Source organism: Binatus sp. (SeqCode) (assembly GCF_049584895.1).
Taxonomy (GTDB): Bacteria; Desulfobacterota; Binatia; order Binatales; family Binataceae; genus Binatus.
Window position 1 is genome coordinate 1 of sequence record NZ_JBAUYR010000083.1, and the last position, 19972, is coordinate 19972.

The window sequence follows — 19972 nt, forward strand, 5'->3', positions numbered from 1 at the left end:
CGTGCCGGAAAATTTCGAGAGCGTGCGCGCCCTCTCGCGGCTGATCAAGCGGGCGCAGTCCCGATAAAAGCCCGCTGCGATTGACTGATTAGCCAAGTATGATTCTTACTCGATGCGTTACCTTGTCGTCGGAGAGCATGATTTCAGCCGGGCGCTGCACGAGCGCTTTGCCGTCGAGCTCGACGCCGCTCACGCCGCGACTGACGCCGTGCGGGTTCTCGACCGTGATTTCGTAGCGCGTCGCGCCGTATCGATAGACGATATCGAAGCTCGGCCACTTCTTCGGGATACACGGATCGATCGCCAGCGTTTTGCCACGGAGACGAAAGCCCAATATCCACTCGAGACCCGCGCGATACGTCCATCCCGCCGAGCCCGTGTACCAGGTCCATCCTCCACGCCCGACGTGCGGTGGCATCGAGTAGATGTCGGCGCACGCGACGTAGGGTTCAACCTTGTAGCGATGGATCCCCGCGCGCGTGTTCGCGTGATTGATCGGGTTCAGCATCGAGAACAGTTCGTTGGCCTTGTCGCCGTCGCCGAGCATCGCAAACGCGATGACGGACCACAGCGCGCCGTGCGTGTATTGTCCGCCGTTCTCGCGAATGCCTGGCGGATAGCCCTTGATATAGCCGGGATCCTGCGGAGTGTGATCGAATGGCGGCGTGAATAGCAGCACCAGGCCGTCGTCGCGCTTGACCAGGTATTGGTCAACGGCAGCCATCGCGGCCGCGGCGCGGACCGGACTGGCGGCGCCGGAGATTACGCTCCAAGACTGCGCGATCGAGTCGATCCGGCATTCGATACTGTCGGCCGAGCCGAGCGGCGTGCCGTCGTCGAAGTAACCGCGTCGATACCAGGCACCGTCCCATCCGTCCCGCTCGAGCGATTCCGCAAGCGCGGTGGCGTGACTCCTCCAGGTCGAAGCGCGCGCGCCTTCGCTGCGAGCATCTGCCAACGGCGCGAATGCCTGCAGTGTCGTGTACAGGAACCATCCGAGCCAGATGCTCTCGCCCTTGCCTGCCTCGCCGACGCGATTCATGCCGTCGTTCCAGTCGCCTGATCCGAACAGCGGAATTCCGTGGAGTCCAACTGCAAGGCTTTGGTCCAGCCCCAGCGCGCAATGTTCGAATATCGTGCCGCGATCCTCGGAGACCGTCGGCTGGAAAAACGATTCAACCTCGCCCGCGTGTAACTCCGGCCCGTCGAGGAACGGGACCGATTCGTCGAGGATGCCAGCGTCGCCGGTGACCTCAATATAATGAGCGACCGCATACGCGAGCCAGACGCGATCGTCGGTGATGCGCGTGCGAACGCCCTGTCCCGCGGGCGGCAGCCACCAATGTTGCACGTCGCCCGCGACGAACTGACGTGACGCGGCGCGAAGCAGATGCTCGCGTGTCAGAGCAGGCTGCGCCATCGTCAACGCCATCACGTCCTGGAGCTGATCGCGAAAACCGTACGCGCCGCCCGCCTGGTAAAAGGCCGACCGCGCCCACACGCGGCACGCCAGCGTCTGATACAGCAGCCATCGATTGAGCATGAGGTCCATCGAGCGGTCCGGAGTCTTCACCTGCACCGCGCCCAGCATGTCGTCCCAGTAATGCGTGACCGTGGTCAGGACGGCGTCGAGGTCGGCGTCGCGATATTTCTTGATCGTGGCAATCGCCGCCGGCCTGCTCGCCGCCTCGCCGAGAAAGAAAACGACCTCGCTCTCGGCGTTGGGTTTGAGCGAGACCGTGGTTTGCAGCGCAGCACACGGATCCATCGCGGCTCCGGTTCTGGCAGACAGCGGCTTGCCTGATGCGAGCGCGGCTGGATTGTCGAGCGTACCGTTGCGCCCGAGAAACTCGGTTCGGTCAGCAGTCCACGAGATTTGCTGGCCGCGCAAATCCGCGAACGCGATTCGAGTTCCGTATTCGATGCTGAAAGAGTTGCGCGCGAGTACCGCGTGGGTTTCGGACTCTGCTTCGGTGACGATATATGGGGCGGAGGCGCCGCGCGATGTGCCTAGCACCCACTCGACGTATGCTGTGATCGACAGACGGCGCGCGCGCGGCGAGAGATTGCGAATCTTCAGCCGCGAAATCTTGACCGAGTCGTCTACCGGCACGTATTGCGTCAGCTCGAGCGAAATTCCGTGCGAGGTGTGCTCGAACATGGTGTAGCCGTGGCCGTGACGCACGACGTATGGCGCCGAATCTTCGCGGATCGGCAGCGCGGTCGGTCCCCACAGCTCGCCGGTGTCGAGGTCCTTAACGTAGAGGATCTCACCGGGCCGGTCGCTGACCGGATCATTGGACCATTGGGTAATCTGATGCTGCTGGCTGTTGATTGCCCAGGTGTAGCCCGCGCCTTCGACCGAAACCTGGAAGCCGAATGAGGGATTCGCGATCACGTTGATCCACGGCGCCGGGGTCCATAGCCCTTCGCCGAGAATCGTTACGTACTCGCGCCCGTCTTCGGCAAATCCGCCAAGACCGTTGAAAAACTCGATCTCGCGCCGCGGAAGATGGGGCGCTACCCGCTGTATCGTGTGAGTTCGGCGCGGTGGCGGCCCAGCTGCTGGCTCGAACATCTCCAGCCGTTTGACTTGCTCGGACAAGGTCCCGCGGCGGCTCAGCAGCACGGCGCGGGCCGCGGTCTGCAGGACGCTTCGTAGCTCTGGCGAGACCAGGTCGGCGCGCAACACGAACACATTGCCGGAGGTGCCCTCACCCTCAGGGGATCGCGCCGGGCCGGTCCGAACCATGCCTTCGAGTGCGCCCTGCAGTTCCTGATGGTATGACGGCGGACGTTCGTTGAGGATCACCAGATCGACCGCCAGCCGTTTCATCCGCCAATATTCATGCGCGCGCACCAACTCGCGCACGATTTCGACATCCTCGATTTCGTCGATGCGAACCAGGACGATCGGCAGATCGCCGGAAATGCCGGCGGGCCATAGCTTCGACTGTCCACCCTCGCCGCGCCGCAGCAGGTCGGACGACGGCCGCAAGGTGGGATCCGAATAGAGCACGCGATTGGCGATACGCTGAAAGAGATGCGCCTCGTCGGCATCGACCCGCAGGTGATGCAATTGCACTTGCGCCTGCGTCCACGCGAGCGTCACCGCGCGCTCGAATGCGTTCGGGTCGCGATGCTTGTCGACCAGGTCGAGTGCTTCGGCGCGCGTCGGCGCGATGATCGTCCAGAATGCGATCCGCGCCGTCGCTCCCGTCGGGATTCGCAGCCGGCGGCGAACACTGAAGATTGGATCGAGCACAGTGCCGGCGGTGTCCGAGAGCGGGCGCCCATCGATCACCGAAACCGAGTCGCTGACATCGCGACCGCGTCCGAGAAATCGGGCGCGATCGGTCTCGAACTGTATCTCGCCGACCGATTCGCCCTCGACCACCGCGAGATGCGCCGCCCAGACCGGCACTTCGCTCGGCGATCGCAGCCGTCGCGTCGCGAGCAGCGCTCCAACCTCGGCGTCGAACTCCGTCTGCACGAACATCTTGGAAAATGCAGGATGGGCAGTGTCCGAAGCGTCGGTCGCCAGCACGATTTCCGCGTATGAGGTCAGCTCGACCTCGCGCATGCGGCTGCCGAGATTCGAAATCGACACGCGCCGCACCTCGGCGTCGTCCTCGGCCGACACTGCGATTTCGAGCGTCGTCGTCATGGTGCCGTCGCGCCGCACGATTTCCGCGCGGTCCTCGGAGAACTCGACTTCGTAACTGTCGGCCTCGACGCCCGCAGGCTGAAACCCCGCCGACCAGACCTTGCCGCTGTTTACGTCGCGGATGAAGATGTAGGTTCCCCACGAATCGCAAGTCACGTCCTCGTGCCAGCGGGTTACCGCCAGGTCGCGCCATCGGCTGAAGCCCGATCCCGCCGCCGTTATCATCACGGTGTACCTGCCGTTGGATAACAGATGCGTGCGCGGGATCAGATCGTGCGGCGAATGGAACCGGCGAATCGTCGGCGGGGGGCTCTCGCGAACGTTCGCTTCCGCTTTGACCTCTTCCGCTCGCGGGCGCGCCACCCCGACGTCGCGCGGGGTTCGCTCCTGCAGCAGCAGTTCGGTCGCTTGAATAATAGGTTCGGCGTGAAACCTCGCGCGCATCGCGCCGCGGTTAAGCGCGTCCGCCAGCGCCACCAGCGTCATGCCTTGGTGATGCGCCATGTATGCGCGCACGATTGCGACGTTCTCGCCTTCGGGCACGCGCGACGGCGTATAGTCGAGAGCCTCGTACCAGCCGAAATGTCCGAGGCCGCCTGCGGCGAGCAGCCGCGAGAAGTTCTGCGCCGCGGCCTCCGGATCGATCATCGCCGCCAGCGCCGTCGCGTACGGTGCGATCACCGCGTTCTCGCTCAGCCCGCGCTTCAGTCCGAGTCCGGGGACGCCGAAGTTCGAGTATTGATAAGTGAACTCGAGGTCGCGCGCGTTGTATGCGGACTCCGAGACGCCCCACGGCATCCCAAGCTCGGCGCCATACTTCATCTGGCGGCGCACCACCAGCCGATTGGTCTGCTCGAGCAGGCTGCCCATCGGCGCGCGCATCACCAGCGACGGCATCAGATACTCGAACATCGAGCCCGACCACGAAATCAAAGCCGAACCGCGATCGACCGGCGTCATCGAGCGTCCCAACCGGAACCAGTGCCGCGCCGGAATTTCCCCCTTCGCGATTGCGACGAAACTCGCCAGCCGCGCCTCCGAAGCAAGCAGGTCATAACAGTTTGGATCGAGACTCCCGTCAGTGACGCGGTAGCCAATCGAAAGAAGTTGGCGGGCGGGGTCGAGCAGGAAGTCGAACTTCATCGCGTCGAACATCTTGCCCGCAGTCGCGGCGAGTTCCGTGATGCGCCGCTCGAGCGCTCGGGCTCCCTCGCTCGCATGCGCGGCGGCAGCTTGATCAAGCGCCGAGCGCTGCACAGTTGCATCATTATAAATGTCGGGCAAATCGCCGAGCTTCGGGATCGATTCGATCTGGCTTGCGCTGCCATCGAGGGCGCCCGTCCTGACGCGAGCGCCCACCGTCCACGGCTTCAGCAGCTCGACGTCGCGCTGATGACTGCCGATACAGGCTCGCAGCGCTTCCGACCATGCGAGCACGTCGGCGGCCGCGGAATCGACGCGCTCGAGCGTCAAGGCGTGCGCGATGTCGGTGGCCAAATCGCTCTGAGCCGCGAACTCCGCCAACCGCACCGTCATTTCCAGCACGGTCCGCGGCTCCGATTGGGTCAGCCGCGCGATGGTGTCGAGCACTTGCTCGAGCTGCTTGGGCGTAACGGTGTGGCTGCGCCGGTTGTCGCCGAGCGCGCCAAGGGATTCGCGAACGAGCGCGATCGAATCTTCGATTCCCTTCAGCCAATTCCGGTCCACCACCGGCTGCGCGATCATCTCGCGCAATGCGTTGCCCAGCGCGATCAGATGTCCCGCGAGATTGCCGCTGTCTACCGACGAGACATATTTAGGGTCCAGTGGCCGCAGGTCGCGCGTGCCGTACCAGTTGTAGAAGTGGCCGCGGAACTGCTCCATCCGTTTCATCGTGCCGAGCGTCGCGCCAATCCGATCGACGGTTTCATGCGTACCGATCCACCCGAAATCGTGAGCCGCGATCACTGACAGCAGGTACAGTCCGAGGTTGGTGGGCGAGGTCCGATGCGCCAGCACGGGCTTCGGGTCTTCCTGAAAATTGTCGGGCGGAATCATATTGTCTTCCGCCGTAACGAACTTCTCAAAAAACCGCCAAGTCCTTCGCGCGGTGAGGCGAAGCGCCGTCGTGTCGGCCAACGATAGCGGCGTCGCACCGGCGATCGGCGGCGGCATACTCGCCCATCGCGCGACGGCTGGCGACAGCATCCACAAGATCAAGAAGGGTGCCGCGACTATCGCGCCGCCGCGATCCTTGAATAAGAGGAAGGCTGCCGTCGCCGCTGCCAGAACCATCGCTCCCGCCATCGTCGCGTAAAACCCGTGTACATCGAGACGCCGCGTGCGCTTGGCCTGCGCCGCGGTCGTCCACTCGAGCAGCAGGCGATGACTCACGTACAAGCGGTAGAGCGTTCGCGAAATTGCGTCGCCCATCAGCCACGCCTGATGCGCGAGCAGCGTCAGCATCATCGCTAGCTGCGACATTCCCGAGACGAAATCCTTGCCGACGGCGAGAATATGGCTGCGCTTGGAGATGTCGCTGCGCCGCGGGATGATTCCGGTCACAAACGGGAGCATCGGCGCTGTCGCGACCGTCGCGACAATGAACGCGGTCCACACCGCAGCGGCGGCCGGCGGCAGCGTCCATCCGGCGACCAACGCCAACAACACGAATGGTGCCGACAAGGTGCGGCGCAGGTTGTCGATCATTTTCCAGCGCCCGAGCGCCGGCATCGACGATCGTCCATCGCGCGGCTGCGAAGTAGCGCCGACGCCGTTGGAACCGTGCGCGCGCCCCAGAATCCACGGCAGCAGTTGCCAATCGCCGCGGGCCCATCGATGCTGTCGCGCGGCGGCAACGTCGTACCGCGACGGAAACTCCTCGACCAGTTCGATGTCAGAGACTAATCCCGAGCGCGCGAAAGTTCCTTCGAAAAGATCGTGGCTCAAGAGCGTGTCGTCAGGAACGCGGCCCGCAAGCGCGGCCTCGAACACGTCCACATCGTAAATGCCCTTACCGCTGTAAGAACCTTCATCGAGAAGATCCTGGTAGACGTCAGAAACCGCGAACGCGTACGGATCGATTCCCGCGGCGCTCGAGAACACGCGCTGAAAAACCGATCCGTCACGACCGGTTGGCAGCGAAGCGGTGATTCGCGGCTGAAGGACTCCGTGACCTTCGATCACACGTCCGAGCTGGTTGTCGAATCGTGGAGCGTTCAGGGAGTGCGCCATTTTGCCGACCATCCGCTTGGCGGCGCCGCGCGGCAGACGCGTGTCCGCATCAAGCGTGATCACGTAGCGCACGCCGTCCGGGACTGCCGGCGGATGACCATCTGATGCGACGAACGTGACATCTGTCCCGCCACGCAGCAGGCGATTCAGCTCGTGCAGCTTGCCGCGTTTGCGCTCCCGACCCATCCACACGCCTTCCGCTTCGTCCCAGACGCGTCGGCGATGGAGCAGCAAAAATCGCGGGCATGCGGGACCCGGTCCATGACGCTGATTCAGCTCCGAGATTCCCGCAGCGGCGGCCGCAAGCAGGTCGTCGTCGCCGGGCGCGGTTTCGGTGGCAGAGTCGGTCCAGTCCGACAAGAGTGCGAAGTACAGCTCGCCATCCGGACTGGCCAGGTAATGAACCTCGAGGTGTTCGATCTGCTCGTCAATCTCGGCGCGCGTAGTCAGGAGAGTCGGCATCACGATTATCGTGCGCAGGCTGGCCGGGACGCCGTCGTGAAGCTCGAGCGCGGGAATCGCGGCGGGATCGATGACAGCGGTAACTGCCCGATTTACGATCGTGATCGCCGCCTCCATCGCCGGAATTATCGCGAGCATCGCGAGAATCAACCGGGTCCATCCACCGACGTGCGCGCCATCAATCGCAAGCAGACCGCACGCCACGATCAGCGCGGTCACCGCCGCGATGGTCCCGAGGTATCCCTTGATTCCAGCGGCCTTGTTGGCGCGAGCGATCCAATCGCGCACCGGCGCTCGAAATCCCAACTTCGCTTCGAGCGCGTGACGTCCTTCCGAGATCAGGTAGTAGCCCAGGTGATGATTGCGACGCGCCGCCACGCCGTCGGTTGACGTTTCAGCGGCGGCACTTTTTGCCAAATCGATCGAGCTTTGCGCAACCTCGATTTCGGTATGCCCGGAACCCAGCGCAAGTTTCTCGATCGCATGCCGATAGCGATCGCGGGTGGCAAAATCCATCGCGGCGAAGTCGCTGTTGGCGCGTAGTACCGCGTCAACCGCGCTCACGCTCTCGAAGAAATCCGCCCAATCGACCGCGGACATCAGGCGCATGCTGGTGATGACGTTGCGCACCGTCACGTTCATCGCGCCCTGTCCCTGATGCACTTCGCGAACGATCTCGTCGGCGGTGGTTCCCTCCGCCGCCAGCCGCTGGTCCAGCCAATTCAGCGCGGGCGCCACCTTGGGATCCTGATCGCGCAGGCGTTGAACCATCTCGACCGCGAACTCGGCCTCGAGCGGCGACCTATCGAAATCCTTGAACACGGCCTCGGCCGACTCAGCCTCGCGACCGTTGGATCCCAACAGCCGGTTCGCCAGCATGTCCGCCTTCTGGCGTTGCACACGGCCGCGGCCAATGCGTTCGGCAGCGCGCCGCAAATTTTCCACCAGCACGATTCGAAGCGTGATTGCCACCGCCCACAGCTCGCCGATTGTCAGCGGCTGCACGCGCTGGTAGGCCTGCACAAACCTGGCGAGCGTCTGCGTGTCGAAGTGACTGTCGCTGTGGGCGACGTAGGCCCACGCGATTCCGAACACGCGCGGGTATCCTTCCAGCGGACCCTCCGCAAGCTTGGGCAGTTGCCGGTAGAATCCGCGCGGCAGATCGTCGCGAATTTCGCGGATCTGCTCCTCGACTACGTGGAAATTGTCGACCAGCCATTCTGCGGCCGGCGTGATCGCGTGCTCCTCGCGAATCGCACTCGCGATATTCCGATACGCCTCGAGCAATACGCGCCCGTTTTCCCGCACGCGCGCTGCAATCGGCCTGCCGCGTCCGGGAGAGTCGGTGACACGCTGCGCGACCGCGAGCGTCTCCCCATGCTGTTCCAGGCGCTCGACGCTGAACAGTTCTGCACGGATCGGTTCTTCGGTATGCGCGAAACCGGGCGGCGGTGCTTTAGGCGCACGGAGAAATCCCAGACTCAAACTTGCCTCTCGATCCGGATGGCCGGCTATGGGACGAACTTAACGCGACCTGCGCAGAAAGAGGAGCACAGCCCGACGCGGCGAACGATCGCTTCAGGGCCAGTGTATCAGAACGCGCGTCACAAACCTTCAGACATTGGAAAGCGTCGCGCGACTCGTTCGAGGGAACTCACGACCCCAGAGATATCGCAGGATAATAAATTCCCTCGGGAGTCCGTACCCACCAGGCACCGGTCGCTTCTTTTTCTTGAGGGCTCGAATAGCGATAATCGTAAAGCAACGCCCTCACGTAGAGAGGAGGCTTATGCGGAAACGGATTGAAGCCGAGCAGGGCGGTCACCTCCGGCGAATTTTCCAGCAACCGCTGCATGAACAGGATAAACCAGGGATTTTCCTGCGCCGTCCCCAAAGCGGCGAACCACATCTGCCAGTCAAGGCGAGGCTGGTGCGGAAAGTTCCATCGCGGCCGCCGCATCACGTCGCCGGGCTTGTATTTGAATCCGTATTCGCGCCAGTGAACGCCATCATCCGATCCTTCGACGATGATTTCCGGCCGCGTCGTAGTCATTACCGCAAACAAGCCGTAGGTATTGACGATATGCAGTGGTTCGATTTTATCGTTGACCCACTCGCCCGGCGCTGAAATTCGGCCCATCAGCACCTCCTCAAGCTGCACCAGGCCGGTGAATACAATCAGCAGTGCGAAGGCACCCACCGCGAAAGAAATAATTTTCCCTGGCTTGATGTCCCGGACGTGGTCATGAACAAATCCGGTCAAGCTACTCGGAAGAACGTTGCGCAGCGCGGCGTCGTCAAACAGCACCAGGCACAGTGCCATCGTCAGGAGATTAAAAAACGCGTAGTTGCCGGTGAGAAGGATCACCACTTGCAGCAACAGAATCCCGAATGCCGCAACGAACCTAAGCCGTCGAGGAAAGAAAATCAAAAACGGCAGTCCCAGTTCAATGACGAGGGTAGATAGCGTCGAAGCCCTGAGTATCGCCTGCGGCAAGTGATGGGCATACCAGGCCAGCGGGGTGGGTAGCGGCTCGGTCTGAAAATAGTACGAGAGCGCAGAGAGGTTAGCCCATGTAGGGTCGCCGCTCAGAAGCTTGACGGCACCCGAAAGCAGCATGAAGCGGAACAGCAGCCAGCGCAGTAGCCATATGCCGGGCTTGGTCGCCAAGCTCAGTAGCAATGCTAGGAAGCCCGATTCGAGCAATAGGATATCCCACTGAAAGCCCATGAAAGTCTGACCAGCGTAAAACAGTGAGAGGTACAGCACATAGAGAAAAAACAGGCTTAGACGTGGCAGAAAGTCGAGGACAAGTAGCAGCGATAGCGCCGCTCCCGCCCAGCATACTGCTTGAATCGCAAAGTCGCTCTGATCCAGGAAGAACACCATCGGAAACCGCCAGTAGCCCAATGAGCCGAGCTGGCTGCGGATGGCGTCGACGAATTCGGATAAGGGAGATATGCCGTGGCTGCCGATTAGTCCTGACGCTTGCACGCCAAATGAAACAAAGGCCGCAAGATAGATCAGTCCCATGGCCCGTAGAAATAGCCACGCAACCAGATCGAAACGCGGCGGTTCATAGTCGCGGCCCCATAACCACAAGCTCACGCGGTAAGACGCGGAACGCTGCGAGGCGATCAAAGCGTACAAGTGCTCCGCAATCGCGGCAAAGCCGGGAAGACGCCGATAGAGTGTCAGCCAGAAGCCTTTGCCGCGTGCGTGACTTAAAACAAGAAGAGCAGCTTCGGCACCGCTCGCGATTTTCCCATCGGGTCCTATGTATTGGACAGCGCGCTGGAACGCGGCGATAGGAATTTCGGGATATTGTGCGGCGACTTCCTGATACGGCGCGTAAGTGACTCGATCGCCGGTGAGTCTCTGCCAATAGCGCACCCAGTAGATGCAGAATCCGCAATCACCGTCATAGATGAGAAGAGGCTGGTGGCGGACCATGTTGGTTGTTCGCCTTATCGATTCTGGAGGCGGATTTCCATCATCTCCACACTGTCGGTAAACAGCACCGACTTGGTGGCGGATGAGGCAGTCTGATGCGAACTCCTCCACTCCGTCAACCTGCCCGTCACCGATCGCCTCATGCGATCTCTTGCAGCGCGAGGTCGTCTGGGTGCAACTTTGGAGGCACGATGAGCACGTCGCACCAATCGACATCCGCGCGCAGAATCCCGTTCGCTTTCACGGACGAGCAGGAACAATTCCGCTCGGCGGTTCGGCGATTTCTAAACGACAAATCTCCTACTACCGAGGTTCGGCGCCTGATGGCGACCGCCGAGGGTTACGATCCTGCGGTGTGGCGCCAGTTGAGCGAGGATCTGGCGCTGCCCGGCATCCACGTACCAGAACAATATGGTGGCGCGGGGTTTGGCATGGTGGAGCTGTGCATCGTTACGGAGGAGCTTGGCCGCGCGTTGCTTTGCGCTCCTTATTTCTCCTCGGCCGTGCTCGCTGCCAATGCGATTCTAAGCGCTGGTACCGAGGCGCAGAAATCTGCCTTATTACCCGAGATCGCGAAAGGGGCGCGCTTGGCGACGCTGGCGGTCACCGAGGCTGATGGTAATTGGGATCCAGCCGGCATCAAGGTTCTCGCAACTCCCGATTCGGACGGCGACCGTCTCGACGGAGTAAAAAGTTTCGTCGTGGACGGCCACGTCGCGAATCTGTTGATCGTCGCTGCGCGTGCGCCGAAGACTACCGGCCTCAAGGGGCTGTCGCTGTTCACGCTCGACGCGAATGCCGCCGGCGTGGAACGACACCTTCTGGAATCGATGGATCCGACCCGCAAGATCGCACGCATCGATTTTCGCGGTGCTCATGCGAACCTGCTCGGCAATCTCGATGATGGTGCGACGCCAATCCTCCGCACACTCGATCGGGCGGCGATCGCGCTCGCCAACGAGATGGTGGGTGGCGCCCAGACCCTCCTCGACTCGGCGGTAAATTACGCGAAGCTGCGGGTGCAGTTCGGTCGGACCATAGGCTCGTTCCAGGCCATCAAGCACAAGCTCGCCGATATGCTGCTGGACCTGGAGCTTGCGAAGTCGGCGGCCTATTACGCAGCTCAAGCCGCCGCGGCTGACGATCCCGAGTGGCCCGCACTCGCCAGTCTGGCCAAAGCTGCCGCGTCAGAAACGTACCTGCATACCGCCGTCGAATGCATTCAGATTCATGGCGGCATCGGCTTTACCTGGGACAACGACACGCATCTATGGTTCAAGCGAGCCAAAAGCTCGGAGGTGTTCTTGGGTCAACCGAGTTATCACCGGGAACTCTTGATGCAACGTTGGGGAGTTTGAGCGATGAGCAACGTCAGCGAAGCCGAGGTGCGTGCCGAAGTGCGCGAGTGGCTCACGGCCAACTGGGATCCTGATATGTCGCTGATCGAGTGGCGCAGCAAGCTCGCGGACTCCGGATGGGCGATGCCGCAATGGCCAAAGGAATGGTACGGCCGCGGACTTCCGCACGCGCTCGCGCGAGTGGTCGAAGAAGAATTCGCCAACGTGGGCGCTGTCCGCGCCGCTAACTCCGGGGTGCGATTGCTGGCCGCGGCGACTTTGCTGGAGCACGGATCGGACCTGCAGAAGAAGAAGTTCCTCCGCAGTATTCTCACCGGGGAAGATACCTGGTGCCAGTTCTTTAGCGAGCCGGGCAGCGGTTCCGATCTCGCCGGCGCCACCACCCGCGCTGACTTGAAGGGAGATTTTTGGATCGTCAACGGACAGAAGGTGTGGACGACCAGTGCGCATCATGCCGACCACGGCCTGCTGCTCGCCCGCACCGATTGGGACGCGCCCAAACACGAGGGGCTCTCGTATTTCGTGATCGACGTGAAGCAACCCGGGGTCGACGTGCAACCGCTCAAGCAGATGAATGGCCACGCGTCGTTTAACCAGGTGTTCTTCACTGACGCGAAAGTCCCGCAAGAGAATCTGGTCGGGCGTGTCGGCGACGGATGGAAGGTGGCGATGACCACGCTCGCCCATGAGCGGCGGGGCGCCGACGGGCTAGCGGCACCATCAAAGCGCGGGACGCGGATCGGAAAGATGCACGCCGAAGAGCGCGCCGAAACCGAAAAGGCGAATCAGCCCTACAAATGGTATCCGCAGCGCGCCGGCCGCGTGGACCTCATTATCGATCGCGCGAAGGAGACCGGCGCGAACAGGGATCCTTACGTCCGCCAGGAGATGGCCCGGCTGATGACCCTGGCCAAGTGCGCCGAGTGGACCGCACGCCGCGCACGCGCCGCGCAGCAACAGGGACGGCCGCAAGGTCCCGAAGGCTCGCTCGGAAAGCTCGCTGCCAGTCACGTCGCGCGAGCCTGCGCCCGCGTACATACTCTAATGACCGGCACCCAAGCGATGCTCACTGGACGCGAAAGCCCGCGCGAAGGAATCATCGCAGAAATTCTGGTCTCGGTGCCCGCCGTTTCCATCGCCGGCGGCACCGACGAAATCCAGCGCAACATCATCGCCGAGCGTGTGCTCGATTTACCCAAAGAACCGCGCTTCGACACCGGTCCCTTCCGAAACGTGCGAAAGAACTAGGGAACATCATAGACTGCCTGGCGTCTAGACCGCTGCACCCCGGCTTTTCTTAGGCTACTTTCGTTTTCTATTTCTTTGCGGTCCTCAAAATGGCGTCCGCGATCCTCGGCGTCGGTGGAAGTGGTGCCGAAGGAGACACGTTGGCTCCTTCTGGAGCACTTCGGAACCGAAAACAGGACATTTAGCAGGCATTTGGGTGTCGATAATGGCTAGGTTTGTGCAGTGTGCAAGCCCAAGAGCAGAACGCTTAGGAGACTGTCGTGGTTGTTTCACCGGCTGGTCGAGAGTCTTGTGTCTTCCTTGTAGACGACAATCTCGAATCGAGAGAAGTACTCGCCGAGGTTCTTGAAACCTATGGCTACAGGGTAGTAGCTGCATCAAGCGGCAAGGAGGCACTTGAATATCTGCATCGGTCGGCGCCACCGCGACTAATCATAACCGATCTAATGATGCCGGTAATGAACGGGTGGGATCTGCTTGAGGCGAAACGGAAGATGAAGCATCTCGCGAAGGTGCCGGTCGTCGTTTTGAGCGCGGTTCCAAAGCCTGAAGTAGAAGCAGATCACGTAATGCTGAAGCCAGTAGATGTCGAAAGGTTACTGGCAACCGTAAAACTCTATGCGGGCGACAATCCAGACGAGGAGGAGTCACTGACGAATGAATAGAATTGTTCTTTCGATAATTTTCAGCCTCGTCCTATACCGCGATCAACGTCGTCACTCGGAACACGCACTCTTCGACATTTCTCACTTAGCTATCGCTCGCTTGCGACTCTGCCTAAAGGCTCAACCTTAAGAGCTCCAAGGTAAACGGGAGTCCAGCTCTCGCCACGCAGCCCTTGCGCGAAGTCGTCGCCACAAACCGTTCAGCGTTCAGCTGTACAGGCGTTCGGACGATCCACGATGCCAACGCGACCCGTAACGCTTTGGACCGCAAATGTTGTAGTCTCGGCTTTCGCGGCTCCCGGCTGAACGGGCCGGTCGAACACGCGCAATGGAGGCTTCCATGGAGCGTCGATTCAATCGCACCGCCGAAGACCTCGGCAACGTCGTCGCGCTGGAACACGTCAACGTAACAGTTCCCGACCAGCAGCAGGCGACCATTTTCTACATTGCCGGTCTCGGCCTGACGCGCGATCCGTATTTAATGACCGGCCCAACCAACATGTGGGTCAACGTCGGCCGCAGCCAGTTCCATCTGCCGACCAGCCCGGCGCAGGTTCTCCGCGGTCACACCGGAATCGTGGTGCCCGATCGCGAGGCGCTCGTTCGCCGCCTCGAACGAACTCGCAAACGGCTCGAAGGGACGCGCTTCGATTTCAAGGAGCACGAGGAATTCGTCGAGACCACCTGTCCGTGGGGAAATCGCATCCGATGCTACGCGCCCGATGAACGCTTCGGCCGAATCACGCTCGGAATCGCTTACGTCGAATTCGACGTGCCGCAAGGTACCGCCGACGGGATCGCGCGGTTCTACCGCAACGTGATGGGCGCCAAGGCCGCGGCGTCCGTCGAAGGCGCCGGCAAAAACGCAAAGGACGACAACGGGAGCAGTCGAGCGGCGCGAGTCGAAGTAGGCATCGGGCAGTATCTAACGTTCCGCGAAACCGACCGCGAGATCCCTTCCTACGACGGCCATCACATTCAGATTTACGTCGCGGATTTTTCCGGCCCGCACTCGAAGTTGCTCGAAAAGGGACTCATCTCGGAAGAAAGCGATCAGCATCAGTATCGATTCAAGGACCTCGCCGATCCTGAAACCGGCGAGACTCTGTTCACCATCGAGCACGAGGTGCGCAGCATGCGGCATCCGCTTTTCATGAGACCGCTGGTCAATCGCAATCCGTCGCAGAGCAACATCAATTATGCGCCGGGTTACGACGCGCGGATCCCCGGCATGGCAGCACACGATTGAGGGTGGGGCCAAGCCAATGAATCAGCTTCAGCGGACGAGAGGCATTTCACGGACCTGCCAGGTGGCGTGCTTGAATCCGCGGGACGCCTATTCAAACGTTCGGTGAAGATGTACGCGAACGTTCATGTTCTCCTTGGAATGAACCCAGGAACGCCCGTCTCTACAACCGGATTGAGCCTGACTCGTGTACTGATACCTTCACTAATTTCCTTGATGGCGTCGTCGGGAAGAGTCGAGATATCGAAATTTTCCGCGATGTAGCGGGCGTTGGTTGCTGTGGTGAGGAGAGCCGTGCCGCGCTGTACGGCCCAGGCCAGTAGAACTTGAGCGGGAGTTTTATTGACGCGCTTGGCGATGCGTGTGATGACAGGATCGTCGAGTAACCTCGGTTCGATACCATGACCCAACGCCGCGAAGGCCTGCATCACGATGCCATTCCTCTTGCAATAGTCGAGCAGTTCCCATTCAGGGAGATATGGATGGGATTCGACTTGAAGAACAGCAGGCTTTATCCGTGCGGATTCGAACACCTCTTTCAGCCGTCCCAGATTGACGTCCGATAATCCGATAACCTTGCACCGGCGTTCGTCCACGAGGCTCTCCAAAGCCTTCCACGTATCCGTCAGGGTCGTCGCATCATCATAAATCACGTTGCCTTTCTCGTCCCTCGGGTCCTGCTCGTCTCCGGGTTTGAAAGCAAATGGGGTATGGATGCAGTATAGATCGACATAGTCCAGTTGCAGTCTTCTCAGACTTGCCTCGAAGGCGGGTCTAACACGTTCGGGACGATGATTGTTGTTCCAGAGCTTCGTACCTACAAAAACGTCCTCCCGCTTTGCCTTGCCCTCCTGGAACACCTCCCGCATCGCTTCGCCGACTTGTTCTTCATTTCGGTAGCGTTCGGCGCAATCGAATTGACGAAAGCCCGCCTCCAGCGCGGCCTTAGTTGCGACTTTCGTCGCTATCGGGTCAGGAATCAGCGTGCCAAAGCCGAGCGCTGGAATCTTATCGGAGCCATTGTTAAGCGGTATCTTTGTATAGCGAAGGCCGTCGGCGTCACTCATAGAACCGTTACCTCCGTGCAAATCACATTATGAGTCGACTGTAGCAAGCTCTCCGATTAATGGCGAATCGTAGCCGGACAACGAGCTCAGCACGCTCTACAATCGGTCCCTCGTCATCGGGAATCGGTTTGAAGCAATTGACACTAAGAAGCGCCACACCGAGGATCTAATAATTGGTTTGATCTCATTGAATACCGCGGACCTAAATCGAGGTAGATCATGGATCTTGGACTTTTGATCCTTCGTGTCGTCTTCGGGTTAACTCTGACAGCGCACAGCGTTCAGAAGTTATTCGGATGGTTTGGGGGCCCCGGCATTGCCGGCACCGCGCAGATGATGGAACAACTTGGTTTTCGACCACCGCGGCTGCAAGCTGTGGTGGCAGGCCTCGTCGAGGGAGGTGCTGGCCTGGCGCTGGCCGCTGGCCTCTTGACCCCGCCGGCCGCTGCCGCGTTTATCTCGGTCATGTTTGTGGCGATAGTGAGCGTTCATCTGCCAAAAGGCTTCTTCATTCAAAACGGCGGCTTTGAGTACACACTCGCTCTCGCAGCTGGTGCCTTGGCTGTGGCCTTCACGGGTCCGGGCGCTATATCCGCCGACGCTGCCCTTGGAATCGATTGGTCAGGTCCTTCCTGGGGCGTTGCTGCGCTCGCGATCGGGCTCGTGGGTGGCGGCCTGCAGCTAATGGTCAGAAGCCGAAGCCCAGTGCCTAAGGCGTAATACCATCAGCACAGTTTCAGTCCCCTCCTCATCGGGGATCGGTTTGTAGCAATTGACTCCCCCGAGCGACTCGAACACGCGTCAAAAGGCGTTGGCGATAAATCATCGGAAGAGCGACACTATAGAAAACAGGCTTGGCTGCGCCGTTCGTCCGTCAGGAGGAAAACGATGAGTATCATCGATAAGGCGCTAGAAGCAAACCGCAACTATGCAAAAAGTTACGATCCAACGCTGGGGAAGCGTCCGGCCCCCAAAATCGCAGTTGTCACCTGCATGGATCCACGGCTCTCAGACCTCCCTGGAATCCTGGGTCTGCCGCAAGCCGATATAGACGTTATCCGAACCGGCGGACCCGCGGTAACAGAAGATGTTCTCGGGGAACTTGTTGTTTCCAACCGTGTACTCGGAACCACAGAGATACTGCTTCTCAACCACACCGGCTGCGGGTTCACGACATTCACAGATGACGAGCTCAACAAGAAGCTGAGCGCTTCGACCGGAGATGCTTCGCCGGCTCCAATGCGCTTCTTCTCCTACAAGGACCCGAGCAAAATACCCGGGAGCAGATCAAGAAAGTCAGGTCGCATCCCTGGATTTCCAAAGAGGTCGCCGTGCGCGGCGTCATTTTCGACGTGGACACGGGCAAATTACGGGAAGTCAAAGTTTGAACACGAGCGCGCCGGCGAGAAACGCAATGGCGGCCGGCATTTCTTTTGACTGTACATCTGCTCGAACGTGTTAGCCCGCAACGTGGCTCTGCGGCTACGCAGGGCCGTTCAGAGGAGTCATGAGTACGACGATTCAGCCAATCGACGACCTATGCATCAACACTATCCGGACGCTCTCGATCGACGCGGTCCAGAAGGCGAACTCGGGGCATCCGGGAATGCCGCTGGGTGCGGCCCCGATGGCGTACGTCTTGTGGACACGCCATCTCCGGCACAGTCCCACCAACCCCAAATGGCCCGATCGCGATCGGTTCGTCCTGTCAGCCGGTCACGCCAGCATGCTGCTCTACAGCCTGCTATTCCTCACCGGATACGACCTTACCATGGACGACATCAAGCAATTCCGCCAATGGGGAAGCCGCACTCCGGGACATCCCGAGTATGGTGTGGTGCCTGGGGCGGAAGTTACCACGGGTCCGCTTGGTCAAGGTGTTGGGAACGCGGTGGGATTGGCAATCGCGGAGCGCTGGCTGGCCGCCACATTCAATCGGCCGGGCCACGAAGTGGTGAATCACCATACGTATGTGATGGCCAGCGACGGCGACATGATGGAAGGCGTCGCGGCCGAAGCCGCCTCGATAGCGGGTCAGTTTCGGCTCGGGCGATTGATCGTGATTTACGACGCCAATCAGATCACCCTATCGGCGAGCGCCGACGTTACCTTCAGCGAAGATGTAGGCGCGCGATTCCAGGCGTATGGATGGCATGTCGAGCATATCGACGGGATGGATACTGCCGCGGTTGATGGTGCCTTAACCAAGGCCAAGGCGGTCGAGGACCGGCCGTCGCTAATTGTGGCGCGCACGCATATCGGCTATGGCAGTCCGCATAAGCACGATACTTTTCAGGCGCACGGCGAGCCCCTGGGCGTCGAGGAGGTGCGATTAACCAAGCGGGCGTTGGGCTGGCCTGAAGACAAGAGTTTCTACATTCCCGACGAGGCCTTGGCCCAATTTCGCAAGGCGGTGGAAAAAGGCCGCGACCTCGAGGCGGATTGGCATCGACGCGTGGACGGTTTACGCGCTGCCGATCCGCAGTTGGCTGACAAGCTTCGGCAGACGCTTGCCGGTGAACTGCCCAAGGGATGGGACGCGGGCCTTCCCCGGTTCACGCCCGCGGACGGCGCGATGGCGACGCGCGACGCCGGACAGAAAACCATCGTCGCGTTGGCCGAGGTGATACCCAACTTGATCGGTGGGTCGGGCGACCTCGATCCGTCCACTCGCACCGCGCTCAAGGGCAAGGGTGATTTCGAGAGCCCCGAGTTTACGCCGCCCGAAGGTGCGCCGCCTACCCAGGGAATGGTGGGCGGTCCGATGGGATACGTCGGGCGAAACATCCATTTCGGCATTCGCGAGCACGCCATGGCCGGAATCGCCACGGGCATGGCCCTGCATGGCGGCACCCTGCCTTTCGCCGCGACCTTCTTTACGTTTTCCGACTACATGCGGCCGAGCATCCGACTGGCGGCTTTGAGTAAGGCCCACGTGATCTATGCGTGGACCCACGACAGTATTGGATTGGGCGAGGACGGACCCACGCATCAGCCGATAGAACAACTGGCAAGCCTGCGCGCGATACCCGATCTAATGCTGCTGCGCCCGGGCGACGCCAACGAGACTGTCGAAGCATGGAAGATCGCGGTGGCGCATACCGACGGGCCGGTGGGGCTGGTACTTACGCGCCAGAAGTTGCCCGTTTTGGACCGCAGTACGCTGGCCCCCGCTGCGGGAACAGCAAAAGGAGCTTATGTCCTTGCCGACTGCGCCGCAGGTCCGCCCAAGCTTATCCTCATCGCTACCGGATCCGAAGTGTCGATCGCGCTGGAGGCGCACAACCAACTGACTCGTGAGGGAGTTGCAAGCCGGGTGGTCTCGATGCCGTGCTGGGATTTGTTTGAGGCGCAGCCGCAATCCTACAAGGACATGGTTCTTCCTCCCGGCGTCAAGGCGCGAGTCAGTGTTGAGGCGGGCTCCCCGCTAGGATGGGAGCGCTACGTAGGCCTCGAAGGTGCAGTCATCGGGCTGAACCGCTTCGGCGCTTCAGCGCCGGGTGAAATCGTGATGCGTGAGCTGGGCTTTACTGCAGAGCACATTGTCAAAGTTGCCAAGTCTATCCTGGCCGGCAACCGCCCTGGGTAAGAC

Annotated in this window: 10 protein-coding genes; 7 read left to right on the forward strand and 3 right to left on the reverse strand. The window is 60.9% G+C overall.

Annotation, left to right across the window (positions count from 1 at the left end; genetic code table 11):
• Positions 1-88: 88 nt before the first annotated feature.
• Positions 89-8827, reverse strand: a complete 8739-nt coding sequence (locus WB650_RS14625) for a GH36-type glycosyl hydrolase domain-containing protein (protein WP_422303694.1) — start codon at positions 8825-8827, stop codon at positions 89-91.
• Positions 8828-8996: 169 nt separating this feature from the next.
• Positions 8997-10796 carry a lipase maturation factor family protein gene (locus tag WB650_RS14630; protein ID WP_423960975.1) on the reverse strand — a complete coding sequence of 600 codons (1800 nt, stop codon included), beginning with the start codon at positions 10794-10796 and terminating at the stop codon, positions 8997-8999.
• Between the two features lie 191 nt (positions 10797-10987).
• Between WB650_RS14630 and WB650_RS14635 the strand changes: the two genes are divergently transcribed.
• The 4 genes from WB650_RS14635 to WB650_RS14650 all read left to right on the forward strand — a co-directional run bounded on the left by WB650_RS14635 (position 10988) and on the right by WB650_RS14650 (position 15316).
• Positions 10988-12154: an acyl-CoA dehydrogenase family protein gene (locus WB650_RS14635; RefSeq protein ID WP_423960976.1), complete on the forward strand. Its 1167-nt coding sequence runs from the start codon at positions 10988-10990 to the stop codon at positions 12152-12154.
• A 3-nt stretch (positions 12155-12157) separates the two neighbouring features.
• Positions 12158-13402, forward strand: coding sequence for an acyl-CoA dehydrogenase family protein (locus WB650_RS14640; RefSeq protein WP_422303697.1), 1245 nt, complete (start codon positions 12158-12160; stop codon positions 13400-13402).
• Positions 13403-13662: 260 nt separating this feature from the next.
• Entirely contained in the window at positions 13663-14067 is a 405-nt protein-coding gene (locus tag WB650_RS14645) for a response regulator (protein ID WP_422303698.1), read from the forward strand.
• Between the two features lie 340 nt (positions 14068-14407).
• Entirely contained in the window at positions 14408-15316 is a 909-nt protein-coding gene (locus WB650_RS14650) for a VOC family protein (RefSeq protein ID WP_422303699.1), read from the forward strand.
• 122 nt (positions 15317-15438) lie between these two features.
• On the opposite strand, the gene WB650_RS14655 is transcribed toward WB650_RS14650, so the two are convergent.
• Complete coding sequence (locus WB650_RS14655) at positions 15439-16380, reverse strand: aldo/keto reductase (RefSeq protein WP_422303700.1); 942 nt, start codon at positions 16378-16380, stop codon at positions 15439-15441.
• A 219-nt stretch (positions 16381-16599) separates the two neighbouring features.
• Here WB650_RS14655 and WB650_RS14660 point away from each other — a divergent pair, with 219 nt between their 5' ends.
• The 3 genes from WB650_RS14660 (at position 16600) to tkt (ending at position 19969) form a co-directional block, all read left to right on the forward strand.
• Positions 16600-17100, forward strand: a complete 501-nt coding sequence (locus tag WB650_RS14660; RefSeq protein WP_423960979.1) for a DoxX family membrane protein — start codon at positions 16600-16602, stop codon at positions 17098-17100.
• A 168-nt stretch (positions 17101-17268) separates the two neighbouring features.
• Complete coding sequence (locus WB650_RS14665; RefSeq protein ID WP_423960981.1) at positions 17269-17817, forward strand: hypothetical protein; 549 nt, start codon at positions 17269-17271, stop codon at positions 17815-17817.
• Between the two features lie 70 nt (positions 17818-17887).
• A complete protein-coding gene (gene tkt / locus WB650_RS14670; protein ID WP_423960983.1) occupies positions 17888-19969 on the forward strand; it encodes a transketolase in 2082 nt (693 codons plus the stop codon).
• Positions 19970-19972: the final 3 nt, after the last annotated feature.

What these genes read in the sequence shown, in the direction of transcription:
- WB650_RS14630 (WP_423960975.1), bottom strand. Translation starts at nt 10,796, where the DNA reads ATGGTCCGCCACCAGCCTCTTCTCATCTATGACGGTGATTGCGGATTC.
- WB650_RS14635 (WP_423960976.1), top strand. Translation starts at nt 10,988, where the DNA reads ATGAGCACGTCGCACCAATCGACATCCGCGCGCAGAATCCCGTTCGCT.
- WB650_RS14640 (WP_422303697.1), top strand. Translation starts at nt 12,158, where the DNA reads ATGAGCAACGTCAGCGAAGCCGAGGTGCGTGCCGAAGTGCGCGAGTGG.
- WB650_RS14650 (WP_422303699.1), top strand. Translation starts at nt 14,408, where the DNA reads ATGGAGCGTCGATTCAATCGCACCGCCGAAGACCTCGGCAACGTCGTC.
- WB650_RS14655 (WP_422303700.1), bottom strand. Translation starts at nt 16,380, where the DNA reads ATGAGTGACGCCGACGGCCTTCGCTATACAAAGATACCGCTTAACAAT.
- WB650_RS14660 (WP_423960979.1), top strand. Translation starts at nt 16,600, where the DNA reads ATGGATCTTGGACTTTTGATCCTTCGTGTCGTCTTCGGGTTAACTCTG.
- WB650_RS14665 (WP_423960981.1), top strand. Translation starts at nt 17,269, where the DNA reads ATGAGTATCATCGATAAGGCGCTAGAAGCAAACCGCAACTATGCAAAA.
- tkt (WP_423960983.1), top strand. Translation starts at nt 17,888, where the DNA reads ATGAGTACGACGATTCAGCCAATCGACGACCTATGCATCAACACTATC.